Below are 17,557 nucleotides of genomic sequence, written 5' to 3'. Positions count from 1 at the left end.
GACGTCCGCCGAGAGCACCGGGAGAGCGCCGATGACCGCCCGCAGCACCACCGTCGCGATCGTCGGCGCCGGGCCCGCCGGGCTGGTGCTGGCGCACCTGCTGCGCCGGGCGGGCGTCGACGCGGCCGTCCACGAGCGGCTCTCCCGGGCCGAGCTGGAGGGCACCGCCCGGGCCGGGGTGCTGGAGCACCGGGTGGTGGAGCACCTGCGCGGGCTGGGCCTGGCGGACCGGCTGGTCGCGGAGGGGCAGCGGCACGGGCGGTGCGAGATCAGCTGCCTCGGCGAGCGGGTCACCGTCGACTACGGCGCGCTGTCCGGCGGGGCGCAGCACTGGGTGTACCCGCAGCAGCTGCTGGTCCGCGACCTGGTCGCCGCCTACGAGGCGGACGGCGGCACGATCGCCTTCTCCTCGCCCGTCGCGGCGGTGGCGCCGGACGGCGCGGGGCGGCCCGTGCTGCGCACCGCGGACGGGGAGCTGCGCGCCGCGTGGGCGGTCGGCTGCGAGGGTGCGCACGGCCCGGTCGCCGCCGCCTTCCCCGACCGGGCCGAGGGGGTGGCCCGCCGCTACCCGTACGACTGGCTGACCGTGCTGGCCCGGATCGACCGGCCGGTGGCGGCCGTGCGGTACGCGGTGCACGCGGACGGGTTCGCCGGGATGATGCCGCGCACCGCCGAGGTCGGCCGGTTCTACCTGGAGGTGCCCGCCGGGGAGCGGCTGGAGGACTGGGACGCGGCCCGGATCCGCGGCGAGCTGGGGCGGCGGCTCGACCTGGCGGGCACCGACCCGCGGCCCGGCGAGCTGCTGGAGACCGGGGTGCTGCGGATGCGCGGCCGGGTCGCCCGCCGGATGCGGCACGGACGGCTGCTGCTGGCCGGGGACGCCGCGCACACCGTCACCCCCTCCGGCGCCAAGGGCCTCAACTCGGCCGTCGCCGACGTCGTCGACCTGGCCGGAGCGCTGCTGCAGGACCTCGACGGCGACGGCGACGGCAGCGCGCTGGACGGCTACCAGCAGCGCCGGCTGGCGGCCGCCTGGCGCACCCAGGAGTTCTCCGACGGGCTGCTCGACCTGCTCCACCTGCCCGCCGGGCTGCCGCCCGAGCAGCGCGAGTTCGCGCTGCGGCTGCGGCTGGAGCGGATCCACCGGATCGCCCGCCCCGGTCCGGAGGCCACCGCCTTCGCCCGCGCCTACGCCGGGGCGGGCGAGCTGCGGGCCGCGGAGGTGTGGGCTCCGGCACAGCTCACCACCGTCGCCAGCGGCGCTACCCCTCGGTAGCATGCGGACATGACCAACGCGGACACCGCCACCACCACCGCGCCGGACGCCCGCGCCGAGCGCCGCGCCAAGCGCATTGCCAAGCACCTGAGCAGCTTCGCCGCGCAGCACGGCGGCAGCGCCGACGGCGTCGTGGAGTACGTCGGCGCCGTCGCCACCCGGATCGTCCTGGTCGGCGCGGACGGCGCCTGGGGCGACCAGGTCGCGCCCAGCTACCCGGTCGGCCGCCGGGCCGCCGAGCTGGCCGGGATCACCCTGCACGACAGCTTCGAGGGCGAGCTGGGCCTGAAGGTGAGGACCGGCCCGTACGAGTGGAAGCGGATGGCGGGCATCCAGATCTGACCCGCCGCGCACGGGAACGGCCCGCCGGGTGACCGGCGGGCCGTCGTGCGTTCCGGGGCCTCGCGCTGCTCCGGTGCGGGGCGGTGCGGGGGCTCAGGCGACCAGTTCGGCGGACGGGGCCGCGGACTGGGCCGGGATGCCCGCCCGGGTGCGCAGCGCCAGCGGGACGCGCAGGGCGGCGCCCCAGATCACCGCGGCGCCCAGCATGTGCAGGCCGACCATGGCCTCCGGGGCGTCCGTGAAGTACTGGACGAAGCCGAGCAGCCCTTGCAGCAGCAGCAGGACGAACAGCTCCCGCACCCGGGCCCGGGCGGCGGGCGGGGCCTTGACCGCGGCGAACACCAGCAGCGCGGCCAGCGTCAGGCCCACCGAGAGGAACACCAGGTCGGCGTGGGCCTGGGCGAGGCGGTCGTAGTCGACCGGGATGCGCCAGGTGCCGGCCGAACCCGGGTGGTGGCCCGCGCCGGTGACCAGCGTGCCGGCCAGCACCAGCGCGCCGATCGAGGCCACCAGCACCTGCGCGAAGCGCTGGATCCCGGGCGCCACCAGCAGGTGCGGCGCGCCGTCGCCCTCCTTGCCGCGCTCCCAGCCGAGCACGGCCGCCCAGACCAGGCCCAGGGCGGCGACCATGTGCAGCGCCACCACGTACGGGTTGAGGTGGGTCAGCACGGTGACGCCGCCGAGCGCCGCGTTGGCGACCACCATCCAGAACTGGGCCCAGCCGAGCCGGGTCAGCGAGCGGCGCCACGGCTTCGCGCAGCGGGCGGCCAGGATGAACCAGCCGATCGCGGCGGACAGCACGTAGGTGAGCATCCGGTTGGTGAACTCGATGACGCCGTGCACGCCCATCTCCGGCGTCGGCGTCACGCTGCCGTCGGTGCAGGCGGGCCAGGTGGTGCAGCCCAGGCCGGAGTCGGTCAGCCGGACGGCGCCGCCGGTCACCACGATCACCACGCTCATCACCAGTGCGGCCAGCGCCGCCCGGCGGACGTGCTGCGGGGTCGGGTGCCAGCGTTCGGCGAGGAGGGAGAGCGGGTTGGTCACCGGACCATCGTAGGCGGGCTTACGCGGTGCTCCGGCCCCGGGCGCGGCGGTGCGGGCGGGGGGCGGTCGGAGCTGAAACGTTCCGGTACGGGCGGGAGACAAAAAGGATCATTTCGAGCGTGTCGGTCAACGGCCTTGACCTGCCGAGTCGTCGGCCGCGAGAGTGCGGCTTGGTCCATACCTTTTTCCGGATTGGGCTCATCTCACACTCCTGCCCGCACCCACACGCGGAGTCTCCTGCACATGCGCAAGTCCATATCCGCTGCCGCCGTGGCGCTCGGTGGCTCGCTCGCCCTCGCGGCCCTGGTCGTCCCGACCGCCGCGACCGCCGCCCCCGCGACGGGCGGCACCTGCTTCGACCTCGGGGTCGCCGGGAAGTACGGCGAGTTCATCGAGGGCAACGACACCCACAGCCCGGACGCCGAGGGGGCGGTCGCGGTCGGCGGCAACGCCGACTTCAGCAAGTCCGGCTTCACCGTGGGCAACGAGCTCACCAAGGCCGAGGTCGACGCCCTGCCCGGCGGCTACGCGCTGGTGGTGGGCGGCGACCTGATCCAGAACGGCGCCCACGTCCAGGTCATGAAGGGCAAGGGCGTCTACGCCGGCAAGGTCGTCGGCGGCGGCCAGCTGGAGGGCGTCTCCAAGGGCACCTCGCCGATCGACTTCGGCAAGGAGTTCGCCAACCTGCGGCACGTCTCCACCGAACTGGCGAAGACCACGGGTGGCGCCCCGGTCTCCCAGGACCGGACGATCACCTTCACCGGCACCGACGCGACCACCAACGTGTTCACCGTCACCGCCGAGGTGCTGCAGAAGGCCGGGGACGTCTACCTCAAGGTCCCGGCGGGCTCCACCACGATCGTCAACGTCACGGGCGGCGCGTACGACCAGAACAAGGGCCCGACCACCGGGTTCTGGATCTGGGACCACGCCAGGTCGGCCTACGTCCAGGACGACAAGTCGCAGTCCGCGGACGGCGGCGCCGAGCGCGCCAAGCTGCTGTGGAACTTCCCGACCGCGACCTCGGTCACCAAGCGCAGCGGCAACGCCTGGCCGGGCAGCATCCTCGCCCCGAACGCGGCGTTCGAGCTCGGCACCGGCGGCCCGGTCAACGGGTCGGTGTGGGCCAAGTCGCTGACCGGCAGCGGCGGCGCGGAGACCCACCACTACCCGTTCGCCGGCTGCCTGCCCGGCGGCACCACCACCGTGCCGTCCAGCAGCCCCTCGCCGTCGGCGAGCACCGGCACCGGCACCCCCGGGAGCCCGGCCCCGTCCGGCAGCGCCCCGGCGACGCCCGGCGGCTCCGCGAGCCCGTCGCCGAGCGCGAGCGGCCCGGGCAGCGCGGCCCCGTCCCCGTCGGCGAGCCGCAGCGGCTCCACCGGCGGCGGCTCGAACGGCGGCGGTGGCGGTGGCGGTGGCGGCCTGGCCTTCACCGGCGCCGAGGGCATCACCACGCTGACCGTCGGCGGCATCGTGGTGCTCGCCGCGGGCGGCGGCATCGTCTACGCGGCGCGCCGCAAGAAGGCCAACGGCGCCTCCTGACCGGCGGGTGGAACGGCGACGGCCCCGGGAGCACCGCTCCCGGGGCCGTCCTCCGTGCCGGGCTACTCCCAGCGGAAGAGGCGGGACGCGGCGGCCAGGCCCAGCACCGACCAGCCGGCCAGGAGGCCGAGGTCGGCCCAGGGGACGCCGCCGCCGAGCTGCAGGACCGAGCGCAGGCCGTCGGAGAGCGCCGAGATCGGCAGCAGCTCCAGCACCGGGCGCACCGCGCCGGGGAACTTCGACAGCGGGACGACCACGCCGCCCGCCAGCAGCAGCAGGACGAACACCAGGTTGGCCCCGGCCAGCGTGGCCTCGGCCCGCAGGGTGCCCGCCATCAGCAGGCCCAGGCCGGAGAACGCGGCGGTGCCCAGCACCAGCAGGAGCAGCACCGCCAGCGGGTTGCCGTGCGGGGACCAGCCCAGCGCCAGGGCGATGCCGGACAGCAGCAGCACCTGCAGCAGCTCGGTGACCAGCACGCAGCCGGTCTTCGCGGACAGCAGCGCCCAGCGCGGCAGCGGCGTCGCGCCCAGCCGCTTGAGCACGCCGTAGCGGCGCTCGAAGCCGGTGGCGATGGCCTGCCCGGTGAACGCGGTGGACATCACCGCCAGCGCCAGCAGGCCGGGCGCCAGGAAGTCGACCCGCTCGCCCGGGCCCTCCACGTCGACCACGTCGACCGCGGAGAACAGCACCAGCAGCAGGGTCGGGATGACCACGGTGAGCAGCAGCTGCTCGCCGTTGCGCAGCAGCATCCTGGTCTCCAGGGCGGTCTGCGCGAGCAGCATCCGGCCGACCGGGGCGGCGCCCGGGCGGGGGGTGAGGTCGGTGGCGGTCATCGCAGGTCCCGTCCGGTCAGGTCGAGGAAGACGTCTTCGAGGCTGCGGCGCTGCACCGCGAGCCTGTCGGGCATCACCCCGGCCTCGGCGCACCAGCCGGTGACGGCGGCCAGCAGGGCGGCGTCGAGTTCGGCCTCGACGCGGTAGGAGCCGGGGGCGGTCTCGGTGACCACGGCCCGGTCGGGGAGGACCTTGCGCAGCGGGGCCAGGTCGAGGGCGGGCGGGCCGTCGAAGCGCAGCCGGGCCTCGGTGCCGCGCAGCGCGTCGGGGGAGCCCTGGGCGATGACCCGGCCGCGGTCGACGACGGCGACCTCGTCGGCGAGCTGCTCGGCCTCGTCCATCTGGTGGGTGGTGAGGACGACGGTGACGCCCGCGGCGCGCAGCTCGGTGACCAGCTCCCAGGTGGCGCGGCGGGCCTGCGGGTCGAGGCCGGCGGTGGGCTCGTCCAGGAAGACCAGCTCGGGGCGGCCGACCACGGCCATCGCCAGGGCGAGGCGCTGCTGCTGGCCGCCGGAGAGCCGGCGGTACGGGGTGCGGCCGCAGGAGTCCAGGCCGAGGCGCTCGGCGAGCGGGCCGACCGGCAGCGGGTGGGCGTACAGCCTGGCGGTGTGCCGGAGCATTTCGAGGGCGTGCGCACCGGCGTACACGCCCCCGGACTGGAGCATCACGCCGATCCGCGGCCGCAGCTGCGCGGCTCGGGCGACCGGGTCCAGGCCGAGCACCCGGACGGTGCCCGCGTCGGGGCGGCGGTAGCCCTCGCAGGTCTCGATCGTGGTGGTCTTGCCCGCGCCGTTGGGGCCCAGCACCGCGGTCACGGTGCCCCGGGCGATGGTCAGGCTCAGCCCGTCCACGGCGGTCTTGTCGCCGTACCGCTTGACCAGTGCGGTCACCTCGACGGCGGGGTCTGCATGCATACCGGCGAGTCTAGGAGCAGCTCACACCGCTCCCCGGGTAAGGCTTGCCTTTCGTGACGGACGACACCGGTGAGGCGTGGGTCACGGCTTGTTTCCGGCCGACGAATTACGCAACAATCGTGTTGTGAAAAACATCCGCGAGCACGAGACCCAGTCCGGGGAGCCCGACGCTCCCGGCTGCGCCGTGCCCGCGGCGGCCCCGGAGGCCCTGGCCGAGGCCCACCTGGCGACCCGGGACCGGGTCGCCCGCTCGATCCTCGACCACGGCCCCTCCTCGGCCGCCGACCTGGCCAGCCGCCTCGGCCTGACCCCGGCGGCCGTCCGCCGCCACCTCGACGGCCTGGCCGCCGCCGGGCTGGTGCACGCCCGCGAGCAGCGGGTCCACGGCAGCCGCGGCCGGGGCCGCCCGGCCAAGGTGTTCGCGCTCACCGACGGCGGGCGCGACGCCTTCTACCAGGCCTACGACCAGCTCGCCGCCGACGCGCTGCGCTGGATCTCCGAGACGGCCGGCGGCGGCAGCGCGGGCGAGGAGGCGGTCGCCGCCTTCGCCCGGGCCCGGCTCGCCAAGCAGGGCGAGCGCTACCAGGACGCGCTGGCCGCGGCCGCCGCCGAGCGGCGCGCCGAGGCACTGGCCGAGGCGCTCAGTGCCGACGGGTACGCTGCCACGGTGCGGCGCGTCCCGTCCGCCGCCGCTGCGCCCGCCGCACCGGCCGGCGCCCAGCTCTGCCAGCACCACTGCCCGGTCGCGCACATCGCCGAGCAGTTCCCGCAGCTCTGCGAGGCGGAGACCGAGGTCTTCTCCCAGCTCCTGGGCACCCATGTGCAACGGCTGGCCACCATCGCCCACGGCGACGGGGTCTGCACCACGTATGTGCCGGCACCCGGTGCCGCACCGTCGTCCGCCCGGACGCCCGGTGCCGCGCCGACTGCCGGTACGTCCCCCATCGAAAACGGCTCGTCCGCGCGGAGGAACCTCGCATGACTGACATCGCACACCCCGAGCTCGAAGGCCTCGGCAAGTACGAGTACGGCTGGGCCGACTCGGACACCGCCGGAGCCGCCGCCAAGCGCGGTCTGAGCGAGGCGGTCGTCCGCGACATCTCGGCGAAGAAGAACGAGTCCGAGTGGATGCTCGACCTCCGCCTCAAGGGCCTCAAGCTGTTCGGCAAGAAGCCGATGCCGACCTGGGGCTCCGACCTGTCGGGCATCGACTTCGACAACATCAAGTACTTCGTGCGCTCGACCGAGAAGCAGGCCGAGTCCTGGGAGGACCTGCCCGCCGACATCAAGGCCACCTACGACAAGCTCGGCATCCCGGAGGCGGAGAAGCAGCGCCTGGTGGCCGGCGTCGCCGCCCAGTACGAGTCCGAGGTCGTCTACCACCAGATCCGCGAGGACCTGGAGGAGCAGGGCGTCATCTTCCTGGACACCGACACCGCGCTCAAGGAGCACCCGGAGCTCTTCAAGGAGTACTTCGGCACCGTCATCCCGGCCGGCGACAACAAGTTCGCCGCGCTGAACACCGCGGTGTGGTCCGGCGGCTCGTTCATCTACGTGCCGAAGGGCGTGCACGTGGACATCCCGCTGCAGGCCTACTTCCGGATCAACACCGAGAACATGGGCCAGTTCGAGCGGACGCTGATCATCGTCGACGAGGACGCCTACGTCCACTACGTCGAGGGCTGCACCGCGCCGATCTACTCCTCGGACTCGCTGCACTCCGCGGTGGTCGAGATCATCGTCAAGAAGGGCGGCCGCTGCCGCTACACGACCATCCAGAACTGGTCGAACAACGTCTACAACCTGGTCACCAAGCGCGCCGTGGCGTACGAGGGCGCGACCATGGAGTGGATCGACGGCAACATCGGCTCCAAGGTCACCATGAAGTACCCGGCCGTCTACCTGATGGGCGAGCACGCCAAGGGCGAGACCCTCTCGATCGCCTTCGCGGGCGAGGGCCAGCACCAGGACGCCGGCGCGAAGATGGTCCACATGGCGCCGAACACCTCCTCGCACATCGTCTCCAAGTCGGTGGCGCGCGGCGGCGGCCGCACCTCCTACCGCGGCCTGATCGAGATCGGCGAGGGCTCGCACGGCGCCAAGTCGAACGTGCTGTGCGACGCGCTGCTGGTGGACACCGTCTCCCGCTCGGACACCTACCCGTACGTGGACGTCCGCGAGGACGACGTGTCGATGGGCCACGAGGCGACCGTCTCCAAGGTCTCCGAGGACCAGCTGTTCTACCTGATGAGCCGCGGCCTGAGCGAGACCGAGGCGATGGCGATGATCGTGCGCGGCTTCGTCGAGCCGATCGCCCGCGAGCTGCCGATGGAGTACGCGCTGGAGCTGAACCGGCTGATCGAGCTGCAGATGGAGGGCGCGGTCGGCTGACGCGCCGTCAGCCCCGCCACCCGTCGACCATTCCCGAAAGAGAGCAACACGAACAGCCATGGCTGAGCAGAACACCCCCGGCTCCACCACCGCCGGTTCGATCGAGGTCGGCACCGCCGGCGCCGGAGAGCAGCTCGCCGGCCCCGGCACCGGGCGCGACACCGTCCGGCAGCCGATCGACGCCCGGGTCGCCGTCAAGCCGTCCTTCGACGTCAACGACTTCCCGGTGCCCACCGGCCGCGAGGAGGACTGGCGGTTCACCCCCCTGCACCGCCTCGGCGGGCTGCACGACGGCACGGCGGCCGACGCCGCCAAGGGCGAGGACAAGATCGAGCTGGGCCTGCCGGAGGGCGTCACCTCCGAGCTGGTCGGCCGGGACGACGCCCGGGTCGGCAGGGCCGGCACCCCGGTGGACCGGGTCGCCGCGCAGGCGTTCAGCGCCTTCGAGCAGGCCCTGGTGGTGACCGTCCCCGAGGAGACGGTGCTCACCGAGCCGGTCCGGATCGACGTCCACGGCGAGGGCGGCACCGCCTTCGCCCACCTGGTGGTCGAGGTCAAGCCGTTCGCCGAGGCCGTCGTGGTGCTGGGCCACACCGGCACCGGCACCCGGGCCGCCAACGTCGACCTGCTGGTCGGCGACGGCGCCAAGCTGACCTTCGTCTCCGTGCAGGACTGGGAGCGGGACGCCGTGCACGTCGCCCAGCAGAACGCGCTGGTCGGCCGGGACGCCTCGTTCAAGTCGGTGGTCGTCACCTTCGGCGGCGACGTGGTGCGCCTGCACCCGCGCGTCAACTACGCCGCCCCCGGCGGCGAGGCCGAGCTGTTCGGCCTGTACTTCGCGGACGCCGGGCAGCACCTGGAGCACCGCCTGGTGATCGACCACGACACCCCGCACTGCCGCTCCAACGTCGCCTACAAGGGCGCGCTGCAGGGCCAGGACGCGCACGCGGTGTGGATCGGCGACGTGCTGATCCGGGCGGCCGCGCTCGGCACCGACACCTACGAGCTCAACCGCAACCTGGTGCTCACCGACGGCGCCCGGGTCGACTCCGTCCCCAACCTGGAGATCGAGACCGGCGAGATCGTCGGCGCCGGCCACGCCTCGGCGACCGGCCGCTTCGACGACGAGCAGCTGTTCTACCTGCAGTCCCGCGGCATCCCGGCCGACGAGGCCCGCCGCCTGGTGGTGCGCGGCTTCTTCGCCGAGCTGGTCCAGCAGATCGGCGTCGCCGAGATCCAGGACCGGCTGCTGGAGAAGATCGAGGCCGAGCTGGAAGAGACCGTGGCATGAGCTACGTCCGCGCCTGCGCGCTGAGCGTCCTGCAGGAGGACGTGCCCAAGAAGGTGGAGCTGAACGGCGTCCCGGTGGCGATCGTCCGCACCGAGGAGGGCGTGTTCGCGATCAACGACACCTGCTCGCACGCCAACGTCTCGCTGTCCGAGGGCGAGGTCGAGGACTGCATGATCGAGTGTTGGCTGCACGGCTCCAGCTTCGACCTGCGCACCGGCAAGCCGTCCGGGCTGCCCGCGACCCGGCCGGTCGCCGTCTACCCCGTAAAGATCGAAGGGGACGATGTGCTCGTCTCCGTCAACCAGGAGAACTGAGTACCCCATGGCAACGCTTGAAATCCGCGACCTGCACGTCTCCGTCAACGCTGAGGGCGGCCCGCGGGAGATCCTGCGCGGCGTCGACCTGACGGTCAAGCAGGGCGAGACCCACGCGATCATGGGTCCGAACGGCTCCGGCAAGTCGACCCTGGCCTACTCGCTGGCCGGTCACCCCAAGTACACCGTCACCGGCGGCCAGGTGCTGCTGGACGGCGAGGACGTGCTGGAGATGTCCGTCGACGAGCGCGCCCGGGCCGGCCTGTTCCTGGCCATGCAGTACCCGGTCGAGGTGCCCGGCGTCTCGGTCTCCAACTTCCTGCGCACCGCCGCCACCGCCGTCCGCGGCGAGGCCCCCAAGCTGCGGCTGTGGGTCAAGGAGGTCAAGGAGGCGATGGCCGCCCTGCAGATGGACCCGGCGTTCGCCGAGCGCAACGTCAACGAGGGCTTCTCCGGCGGCGAGAAGAAGCGCCACGAGATCCTCCAGCTGGAGCTGCTCAAGCCGAAGGTCGCGATCCTCGACGAGACCGACTCCGGCCTGGACGTCGACGCGCTGCGGATCGTCTCCGAGGGCATCAACCGGGTCCGCTCCACCGGTGAGGTCGGCACCCTGCTGGTCACCCACTACACCCGCATCCTGCGCTACATCAAGCCCGACCACGTGCACGTCTTCGCGGGCGGCAAGATCGTCGAGTCCGGCGGCGCCGAGCTCGCCGACAAGCTGGAGGAAGAGGGCTACGAGAGCTACGTGAAGGGCGGCGCTTCCGAGTGACCCATTCCCATCTGACCGGACTGCTGGACACCGACGCCATCCGCAAGGACTTCCCCGTCCTGTCGCGGCAGCTGCACGACGGCAAGCCCCTGGTGTACCTGGACAACGCGGCGACCTCGCAGAAGCCGCGCCAGGTGCTGGACGCGCTCAACGCCTACTACGAGCAGCACAACGCCAACGTCCACCGCGGCGTGCACGTGCTCGCCGAGGAGGCCACCGCGCTGTACGAGGGCGCCCGGGACAAGGTCGCGGCCTTCGTCAACGCGCCCAGCCGCAACGAGGTGATCTTCACCAAGAACGCCTCCGAGTCGCTCAACCTCGTCGCCAACATGCTGGGCTGGGCCGACGAGCCGTACCGGGTCGACGCCGACTCGGAGATCGTCATCACCGAGATGGAGCACCACTCCAACATCGTGCCGTGGCAGCTGCTCGCGCAGCGCACCGGCGCGAAGCTGAAGTGGTTCTCGCTCACCGACGAGGGCCGGCTCGACCTGTCGAACATCGACGAGCTGATCACCGAGAAGACGAAGATCGTCTCGGTGACCCTGGTGTCGAACCTGCTGGGCACCGTCAACCCGATCGAGGCGATCGTCCGCAAGGCCCAGTCGGTCGGCGCGCTGGTCGCCGTCGACGCCTCGCAGGCCGCCCCGCACGCCGTGCTCGACGTGCAGGCGCTGGAGGTCGACTTCGTCGCCTTCACCGGCCACAAGATGCTCGCCCCGACCGGCATCGGCGTGCTGTGGGGCCGCCAGGAACTGCTGGAGGACCTTCCGCCGTTCCTCGGCGGCGGCGAGATGATCGAGACCGTCACGATGGGCTCGTCCACCTACGCCCCCGCGCCGCACAAGTTCGAGGCCGGCACCCCGCCGATCGCCCAGGCCGTCGGCCTCGGCGCCGCCATCGACTACCTGTCGGCGATCGGCATGGACAAGGTCGCCGCGCACGAGCACGCGATCACCGCGTACGCCATCGAGCGCCTCGCCGAGGTGCCCGACCTGCGGATCATCGGCCCGCGCACGGCCGTCGACCGCGGCGCGGCGATCTCCTTCACGCTCGGCGACATCCACCCGCACGACGTCGGCCAGGTCCTCGACGAGCAGGGCATCGCGGTCCGGGTCGGCCACCACTGCGCGCGGCCGGTCTGCCTGCGGTACGGAATTCCGGCGACCACCAGGGCGTCGTTCTACCTGTACTCCACGCCCGGCGAGGTGGACGCGCTGATCGACGGCCTCCACCACGTCCGCAACTTCTTCGGCTGAGGTGGCTGCCATGAAGCTCGACTCGATGTACCAGGAGATCATCCTGGACCACTACCGCAACCCCCACGGCAAGGGGCTGCGGGACGGGGACGCCGAGGTCCACCACGTCAACCCCACCTGCGGGGACGAGATCACCCTGCGGGTGCGGCTCGACGGCGCCGTCGTCGCGGACGTCTCCTACGAGTCGCAGGGCTGCTCGATCAGCCAGGCCTCCGCCTCCGTGCTCAACGACCTGGTGGTCGGGAAGCCGGTCGGCGAGGCCCAGCAGATCCAGGAGGCCTTCCTCGAACTGATGCAGAGCAAGGGCCAGTCCGAGGGCGACGAGGACCTGCTGGAGGACGCCGTCGCCTTCGCCGGGGTCTCCAAGTACCCGGCCCGGGTCAAGTGCGCCCTGCTCAGCTGGATGGCCTGGAAGGACGCCACCGCCAAGGCGCTCGGCGGCCAGCCCCCCCTCACCGACTGACGCCCGTTAGGACACTGGTACACATGAGCGAGAACGAGACGGCCGTGGCGGCCGAGGCCGCCGAGGCCCCCGCCGCCGGGGCTCCCGCCGCGGAGGCCCCCGACAGCCCCGGCGCGTTCACCAGCGCCGGGACGGTCTCCACCGAGGACCTCATGGAGGCCCTGATGGACGTCGTCGACCCCGAGCTGGGCATCGACGTCGTCAACCTCGGCCTGATCTACGGCCTGCACATCGACGCGGACGACACCGCCACCGTCGACATGACGCTGACCTCCGCGGCCTGCCCCCTCACCGACGTCATCGAGGACCAGGCCCGCACCGCCACCGACGGCCTGGTCAAGGACCTGCGGATCAACTGGGTCTGGATGCCGCCGTGGGGCCCCGACAAGATCACCGACGAGGGCCGCGACCAGCTGCGTGCGCTCGGCTTCAACGTCTGAGCCGTCGGTGCGAACGGCCAGGGGCGGGAACCTCCGGGTTCCCGCCCCTGGCCGTTCCGGCGTTCCCGGCCCGGACCGGGGCGCGCCCCCCGGGTGCCGGGGCCGTCAGCTCCTGCGGAGGACCGCGGCGGCCAGGGCGAGGGTGGCGGTGGCGGCGGTGAGGGCGAAGGCGGTGACGGCGGGGAGCAGGCCGTAGCTGCGGACGAGGGCGCCGACGGCGATGATCGGGGCCGAGGAGCCGAGGTAGACGACCACCCAGAGGGCGGAGAGCTCGCTGCCGCGGCGGGCGGGGTCGAGGGCGGCGACGGCGGTGGTGAACAGGGAGCGGAAGGCGATGCCCTGGCAGGCGCCAGCCAGCACGCTGCCGACGAAGAGCAGGGCGGGGGTGCCGGTGGCCGCGGCCGCGGTGAGCAGGGCCAGGCCCGCGGCGAGGCCGGTGAGGCCGCCGGCGACCACGATCCGGTCGGAGGTGGGCGGGACGAGCAGCTGGGCGGCGGCGGAGGAGCCGAGCAGCAGGGCCGCGACGGCCGCGCCCGCGAGCGGGGAGCGGGTGTGCAGCAGGGTGGCGGAGAAGGCGGGGGCCAGCGACAGGTAGACGCCGAAGACCGCGTAGGAGAGGAAGCCCGCGGTGGCCGCGAGCAGGAACTCGCGGCGTCCGGTGCGGGGCAGCCGCAGGCGGCGGGGCCGCAGGTGGGCGGGGGTGGTGATGCGCGGCGGGGAGGCCGGGGGCCGGTGCGGGCCGGGCATCCGCGGGTGCACCAGGGCCAGCGGGACGCACAGCGCGAGCAGCGCGACGGCGTGCGGCAGGAAGGGGCCCAGCAGCGGGTGCGCGTCGTCGGTGAGCGCCGCGCCGACCAGCGGGCCGAGGGCGACGCCGCCCGCCGAGCAGGCCAGGGTGAGCTTGGCGGCCAGGCCGGGCCGGTCGGGCAGCAGGTCGCCGAGGGCGGCGCCGGCCGCGCCGGTGGACAGGCCGACCGCGACGCCCTGGACCGCCCGTCCGGCGGCCAGCTGCCAGAAGGACCCGGCGGTGGCGAAGACGGCGTCCCCGGCGGCGGCCAGGGCGACCGCGGGCAGGATCAGGGCGCGCCGCCCCAGGTGGTCGGACCAGTGGCCGACCGCGGCGAGCACCGGCACGAGCGCGAACACGTAGACCGTGAACAGGACGGTGGTGTCGAGCGGGTTCAGACCCAGGCGCTGCTGGAGCACCGGGTAGAGCGGGGTGGCGAGGTTCGCGCCGATCAGCATCAGCAGCAGGGCGGCGGCGACCAGGCCGACGCGGATGCCGCGCAGCGCGTTCCAGCGGCTGATCGCGGCGAGCTGGAGCTGCTTGCGGGGCGCGAGCTCCAGCGGGAGCAGGGCCTCCGACAGTCGGCGTCCGGCGTACTGAGCGGTGCTCAGGCCGGGGCCGGCGGGGGAGAGGTCCGCCATGGCAGGGGTCTCCTGTGGCAAGGCGCCGCAGGGCGTCGCCGGACCAGGGTGTGGCGGCGCGGCCCGGACGGTGCGGGTGTGCACGTGGTACGCGGAGCGCGGAGCGCCGTCGCTCCGGGTTCCGGGGGGCGTGCGCGGGGGTGGTGCGCGTCGCCCACCGAAGGATACGTGCCCCGGGCACTCGTTCGGACGCACCTCCCCACTCGTTCGGGCGGACGCCCCCGCAGGTCAGGCGGGCGTCCGTGGCGGCCGATACGCTGGGTTGACGGGCCGACACGCACCGGCCCGCTCCGCCGTTCCCCGCGTCCGCCGCCCCCGGGCGGGCCGCGCCACCGGACGGCGGTGCCCTGCGACGCACCCGGGAGAACGCGCGCGATGGCCGGACGTAGCCGAAACACCCCTGACCAGCAGCCGTCCGAGGCCGAGGGTCTGCTGCCCGCCGACTACGACCTCGCCGACCTGTACGGCGCGCAGAGCGCCGACGAGGACCCGGACGACACGGCCGTCCTCGTCCCGCCGGTCGTCCTGCCCCCGGACGCCGAGCTGGCCGCCGCCGCCCTCGCCGTCCCGCTGATCTCCCGGGTCGTCGCGCTGGCCCGCTGGATCGCCCCGCACCGCGAGGTCGACGAGCACGGCGACCTCGGCGAGGCCGACCGGGTGCAGGCCGCCCGGATGCTCGGCGCCGAGGACCCGGACGAGGAGGACGTGGTCGAGGCGATGCGGGCCTGGGCGCTGGCCTGCGACCTGGACCTGGTGGAGACCGGCACCACCGAGGAGGGCACGCACGTCGCCATCCCCGGCCCCGACCTGGACGCGATCGAGGCGGGCGAGCCCGCCGCCGTCCTGGGCCTGTGGTTCGAGGCCGCGGAGCTGGTGCGCGAGCTGGCCGCCGAGGCCGAGTCGGTCGACCCCGAGGTGGTCGAGGGCGGCGGGCTCGACGACACCGACGGCCTGGCCGAGGTCGAGGACGCCCGCGACCAGGCCGCCGAGATCCTCGACGAGGCGCTGCACACCCTGTACGAGACCACCGCGTTCGCCGAGCCCGGCGCCGAGACCGTCCCGCTGGGCGTGCTGGCCGCGCTGCTGGTCGTCCCGGACGGGCAGGAGCCGGACGAGGAGATGCTCGGCGAGATCACCGACCTGATGGTCGTCCTCGACCCGATGCTCGGCGACCTCGCCGAGCTCGGCCTGGTCGAGCACCGGCCGATCGACCCCGACCTGTTCGAGGAGGGCGGGGACGGCGAGGCCGCCGAGGTGGTGGACACCGACCGGCCGCTCACCGAGGAGGACGCCGCCCGCTTCGGCACCGTCAGGCTCACCCCGCTCGGCCAGTACGCCGTCCGCGAGTGGCTGCTCGCCGAGGGCTACGACGCCCCGCTGGTCGGCGACCTCGCCGACCGGGACGGCCCCGCGCTGCTGCGGGCCCTCGCCGAGGACGGGCCGCTGTTCGCCGAGGCCGAGCTGAAGGCCTGGCTCGCCGCCCGGGCCCCGCTGGACGCCGCCCGCGACCTGCTCGCCGGGGCCCGCGGCCGCGACCCGCAGTCGCCGGTGCGCCGCTACTACTGCGTGCTGGGCCTCGGCGAGATCGGCGAGGAGGCCGCCGCCGCGGTGCTGGAGGTGGTGGACGACCCCGAGCTGGGCGGGCTGGCCCGCGAGTGGCTGCGCGCCCGCGGGGCGGACGTGGCCGCGGCGGAGCGCGACGTCGCGCTCTGGCGGGTCGTCGACTCGATGGCCGCGGTCATGCTGCTCAGCGCGGGCGAGGGCGGCCGCCTGCAGGCCCTGGTCGCGGACCTGCCGGTGACCGACAACCCGGCCAGCTACTTCGGCGAGGTCTGGCGGGTGCCGCACCCGATGACGGTCGAGGTGCTGGAGGCCGTCGGCGAACTGCACCTGGACCGCAGGGTCGCCAAGGAGGCCCGGCGCGCGGCGGTCAAGGCGCGCTCGCTGCGCGCCCAGGGCGCGTAGCGGGGGCGTGCGGGCCCTGCCGCAGGGTCTTCGCAAGCCCTCCCCGTCCACCTGATGGCTCGACAGCTCCGTTGGGACGTAAGGTAAGGCGGCGTTGGAGTGGCGAGCGGCCGGGGGTGCGGCGAGGGATGAAGCGGCAGGGCACGGGCGGGGACTGGGACCTCGAAGCGGTGTATGCGGACCAGGAGGCGTACGGCCGCCGGGTGCTGGCGGGCGCGGGGTTCCCGGTGTTCGGCTGGGTGCACGGGGCCGGCGGGGTGCCGGGCTGGGACGTGCTGGCCGAGTACGGGGTCGCCAACGGCGAACTGGAGTCGGTGGAGGTCCGCTCGGGCGACTGGAGCTCCGTGCACGGCCCGTACGTGACGGTGTGCACCCACCGGGCCGGGGCCGAGCTGACCACCCTGCTGCCCGACCTGGAGGACGTGGTCGAGGACGAGCGCGACCGGGTCTACGAGCACCTGGGCGTGGACGAGGGCGATACCGCCGGGGGCGTGCGGGCGCTGCGCGAGTGGATCACGGTGGACGGCGAGCCGCACCCGGTGCAGGTCCACGAGGACTCGCGGGCCGCGGCCGGGCACGGCACCGTCTGGGCGGGCCGGCTGCGGGTCGGCGCCACCACGGTGACGGTGACCGGGCGCGGCCTGGCGCCCGGCTCGGTGGAGCTGCGCCGGATCACCGACTTCGAGCGGTACATCGTCGGCCGGACGGTGATGCTGCGGCAGGTCGCCGCGCTGCGGGCCGACCGCCGCCCCGCCGAGCCCGGGCCGGAACCGGCCGAGCTGGGCCTGCAGGCGCACCGCGAACTCGTCCTGCAGGCCGTCGAGCGCTCCACCGCGGTGCTCGCCCAGCTGCGGGCCGGGCGTTCGGCCCGGCTGCCCCGGCGCCTGCGCGGGGAGGACCGGCAGGCCCGCTGGGAGAGCGCGGTGCGGCAGCAGATGCGGCTGGCCTCGGAGACCCGGGAGGAGGCCGACGAGGCCGTCACCTCGATGGTCAACCACCTGAGCCGGCTGGCCCACCACGCGGACTGGGTGAGCGGCACGATCGAGGGCGCGGCCGCCGTGGAGGAGGTCGTCCGGTACACGGCCTTCGCCAGCGAGGTGCCGAGCCTGCCCGCGCAGCGGGCCTGGGAGCGGCTGTGGGCGGGCGGCACGCCCGACCTGCCCTCCGGCACCGAGGAGGCCTGGCTGACCGCCTGGGAGCAGTGGCGGGTCGAGCGCACCCAGCACCGGACCAGGCGGTAGCGGAGGGCGGTGGTGGCCGGACGGGCAGTGAGGGCCGGGCGG

17 protein-coding genes are annotated in these 17,557 nt (G+C 74.1%); 13 read left to right on the top strand and 4 right to left on the bottom strand.

The features are described 5' to 3' along the window. The first annotated feature begins 31 nt into the window (after positions 1–31). Together QSK52_RS08755 and QSK52_RS08750 are read left to right on the top strand one after the other, a co-directional pair. Positions 32–1,276, top strand: a complete 1,245-nt coding sequence (locus tag QSK52_RS08755) for an FAD-dependent monooxygenase (protein ID WP_285735351.1) — start codon at positions 32–34, stop codon at positions 1,274–1,276. Between the two features lie 9 nt (positions 1,277–1,285). Further along, positions 1,286–1,618 (top strand): hypothetical protein, encoded by a 333-nt coding sequence (locus tag QSK52_RS08750; protein ID WP_285735350.1) that lies wholly within the window; start codon positions 1,286–1,288, stop codon positions 1,616–1,618. Between the two features lie 93 nt (positions 1,619–1,711). Here QSK52_RS08750 and QSK52_RS08745 read toward each other — a convergent pair whose 3' ends face one another. Further along, positions 1,712–2,662, bottom strand: a complete 951-nt coding sequence (locus QSK52_RS08745; RefSeq protein WP_285735349.1) for a COX15/CtaA family protein — start codon at positions 2,660–2,662, stop codon at positions 1,712–1,714. A 243-nt stretch (positions 2,663–2,905) separates the two neighbouring features. On the opposite strand from QSK52_RS08745, the gene QSK52_RS08740 reads away from it, so the two are divergent. Further along, positions 2,906–4,204 carry a choice-of-anchor A family protein gene (locus tag QSK52_RS08740; RefSeq protein ID WP_285735348.1) on the top strand — a complete coding sequence of 433 codons (1,299 nt, stop codon included), beginning with the start codon at positions 2,906–2,908 and terminating at the stop codon, positions 4,202–4,204. Between the two features lie 62 nt (positions 4,205–4,266). Here the strand turns inward: QSK52_RS08740 and QSK52_RS08735 are convergent, their stop codons facing one another. Together QSK52_RS08735 and QSK52_RS08730 are read right to left on the bottom strand one after the other, a co-directional pair. Then, positions 4,267–5,037: an ABC transporter permease gene (locus QSK52_RS08735; RefSeq protein ID WP_285735347.1), complete on the bottom strand. Its 771-nt coding sequence runs from the start codon at positions 5,035–5,037 to the stop codon at positions 4,267–4,269. Then, the gene (locus QSK52_RS08730; protein ID WP_285735346.1) at positions 5,034–5,951 is read right to left on the bottom strand and encodes an ABC transporter ATP-binding protein; all 918 of its coding nucleotides are present in this window, start codon (positions 5,949–5,951) and stop codon (positions 5,034–5,036) included. The genes QSK52_RS08735 and QSK52_RS08730 overlap by 4 nt, the downstream gene beginning before the upstream one ends. Before the next feature lie 124 nt (positions 5,952–6,075). Here QSK52_RS08730 and QSK52_RS08725 point away from each other — a divergent pair, with 124 nt between their 5' ends. From QSK52_RS08725 to QSK52_RS08690, 8 genes are all read left to right on the top strand, one after another. Further along, complete coding sequence (locus QSK52_RS08725; RefSeq protein WP_435053196.1) at positions 6,076–6,933, top strand: helix-turn-helix transcriptional regulator; 858 nt, start codon at positions 6,076–6,078, stop codon at positions 6,931–6,933. Then, a complete protein-coding gene (gene sufB / locus QSK52_RS08720; RefSeq protein WP_285735345.1) occupies positions 6,930–8,342 on the top strand; it encodes a Fe-S cluster assembly protein SufB in 1,413 nt (470 codons plus the stop codon). Before QSK52_RS08725 ends, sufB begins: the two co-directional genes overlap by 4 nt. A gap of 58 nt (positions 8,343–8,400) precedes the next feature. Continuing rightward, on the top strand, positions 8,401–9,633 hold the full coding sequence (gene sufD, locus QSK52_RS08715; protein WP_285735344.1) for a Fe-S cluster assembly protein SufD: 1,233 nt from the start codon (positions 8,401–8,403) through the stop codon (positions 9,631–9,633). Continuing rightward, a complete protein-coding gene (locus QSK52_RS08710; RefSeq protein ID WP_285735343.1) occupies positions 9,630–9,947 on the top strand; it encodes a non-heme iron oxygenase ferredoxin subunit in 318 nt (105 codons plus the stop codon). Before sufD ends, QSK52_RS08710 begins: the two co-directional genes overlap by 4 nt. Before the next feature lie 7 nt (positions 9,948–9,954). Next, positions 9,955–10,719 carry a Fe-S cluster assembly ATPase SufC gene (gene sufC, locus QSK52_RS08705; protein WP_285735342.1) on the top strand — a complete coding sequence of 255 codons (765 nt, stop codon included), beginning with the start codon at positions 9,955–9,957 and terminating at the stop codon, positions 10,717–10,719. Then, the gene (locus tag QSK52_RS08700) at positions 10,716–11,978 is read left to right on the top strand and encodes a cysteine desulfurase (protein WP_285735341.1); all 1,263 of its coding nucleotides are present in this window, start codon (positions 10,716–10,718) and stop codon (positions 11,976–11,978) included. Before sufC ends, QSK52_RS08700 begins: the two co-directional genes overlap by 4 nt. 10 nt (positions 11,979–11,988) lie before the next feature. Then, positions 11,989–12,441, top strand: a complete 453-nt coding sequence (gene sufU, locus QSK52_RS08695) for a Fe-S cluster assembly sulfur transfer protein SufU (protein WP_285735340.1) — start codon at positions 11,989–11,991, stop codon at positions 12,439–12,441. A gap of 152 nt (positions 12,442–12,593) precedes the next feature. Then, positions 12,594–12,881 carry a metal-sulfur cluster assembly factor gene (locus tag QSK52_RS08690; protein ID WP_051817190.1) on the top strand — a complete coding sequence of 96 codons (288 nt, stop codon included), beginning with the start codon at positions 12,594–12,596 and terminating at the stop codon, positions 12,879–12,881. A 105-nt stretch (positions 12,882–12,986) separates the two neighbouring features. On the opposite strand, the gene QSK52_RS08685 is transcribed toward QSK52_RS08690, so the two are convergent. Further along, positions 12,987–14,309, bottom strand: coding sequence for an MFS transporter (locus tag QSK52_RS08685; RefSeq protein ID WP_285735339.1), 1,323 nt, complete (start codon positions 14,307–14,309; stop codon positions 12,987–12,989). Positions 14,310–14,684: 375 nt separating this feature from the next. Here QSK52_RS08685 and QSK52_RS08680 point away from each other — a divergent pair, with 375 nt between their 5' ends. Together QSK52_RS08680 and QSK52_RS08675 are read left to right on the top strand one after the other, a co-directional pair. Next, complete coding sequence (locus QSK52_RS08680) at positions 14,685–16,274, top strand: hypothetical protein (RefSeq protein ID WP_285735338.1); 1,590 nt, start codon at positions 14,685–14,687, stop codon at positions 16,272–16,274. A gap of 128 nt (positions 16,275–16,402) precedes the next feature. Continuing rightward, positions 16,403–17,515, top strand: a complete 1,113-nt coding sequence (locus QSK52_RS08675; protein WP_285735337.1) for a hypothetical protein — start codon at positions 16,403–16,405, stop codon at positions 17,513–17,515. Positions 17,516–17,557: the final 42 nt, after the last annotated feature.

It is taken from the genome of Kitasatospora phosalacinea, from assembly GCF_030268885.1.
Lineage (GTDB): Bacteria > Actinomycetota > Actinomycetes > Streptomycetales > Streptomycetaceae > Kitasatospora > Kitasatospora phosalacinea_C.
The sequence above is the reverse complement of the archived record's forward strand: the minus strand, read 5'-3'. Positions and strand labels throughout refer to the sequence as shown.

What these genes read in the sequence shown, in the direction of transcription:
- QSK52_RS08755 (WP_285735351.1), top strand. Translation starts at nt 32, where the DNA reads ATGACCGCCCGCAGCACCACCGTCGCGATCGTCGGCGCCGGGCCCGCC.
- QSK52_RS08750 (WP_285735350.1), top strand. Translation starts at nt 1,286, where the DNA reads ATGACCAACGCGGACACCGCCACCACCACCGCGCCGGACGCCCGCGCC.
- QSK52_RS08740 (WP_285735348.1), top strand. Translation starts at nt 2,906, where the DNA reads ATGCGCAAGTCCATATCCGCTGCCGCCGTGGCGCTCGGTGGCTCGCTC.
- QSK52_RS08735 (WP_285735347.1), bottom strand. Translation starts at nt 5,037, where the DNA reads ATGACCGCCACCGACCTCACCCCCCGCCCGGGCGCCGCCCCGGTCGGC.
- QSK52_RS08730 (WP_285735346.1), bottom strand. Translation starts at nt 5,951, where the DNA reads ATGCATGCAGACCCCGCCGTCGAGGTGACCGCACTGGTCAAGCGGTAC.
- sufB (WP_285735345.1), top strand. Translation starts at nt 6,930, where the DNA reads ATGACTGACATCGCACACCCCGAGCTCGAAGGCCTCGGCAAGTACGAG.
- sufD (WP_285735344.1), top strand. Translation starts at nt 8,401, where the DNA reads ATGGCTGAGCAGAACACCCCCGGCTCCACCACCGCCGGTTCGATCGAG.
- QSK52_RS08710 (WP_285735343.1), top strand. Translation starts at nt 9,630, where the DNA reads ATGAGCTACGTCCGCGCCTGCGCGCTGAGCGTCCTGCAGGAGGACGTG.
- sufC (WP_285735342.1), top strand. Translation starts at nt 9,955, where the DNA reads ATGGCAACGCTTGAAATCCGCGACCTGCACGTCTCCGTCAACGCTGAG.
- sufU (WP_285735340.1), top strand. Translation starts at nt 11,989, where the DNA reads ATGAAGCTCGACTCGATGTACCAGGAGATCATCCTGGACCACTACCGC.
- QSK52_RS08690 (WP_051817190.1), top strand. Translation starts at nt 12,594, where the DNA reads ATGGAGGCCCTGATGGACGTCGTCGACCCCGAGCTGGGCATCGACGTC.
- QSK52_RS08685 (WP_285735339.1), bottom strand. Translation starts at nt 14,309, where the DNA reads ATGGCGGACCTCTCCCCCGCCGGCCCCGGCCTGAGCACCGCTCAGTAC.
- QSK52_RS08680 (WP_285735338.1), top strand. Translation starts at nt 14,685, where the DNA reads ATGGCCGGACGTAGCCGAAACACCCCTGACCAGCAGCCGTCCGAGGCC.
- QSK52_RS08675 (WP_285735337.1), top strand. Translation starts at nt 16,403, where the DNA reads ATGAAGCGGCAGGGCACGGGCGGGGACTGGGACCTCGAAGCGGTGTAT.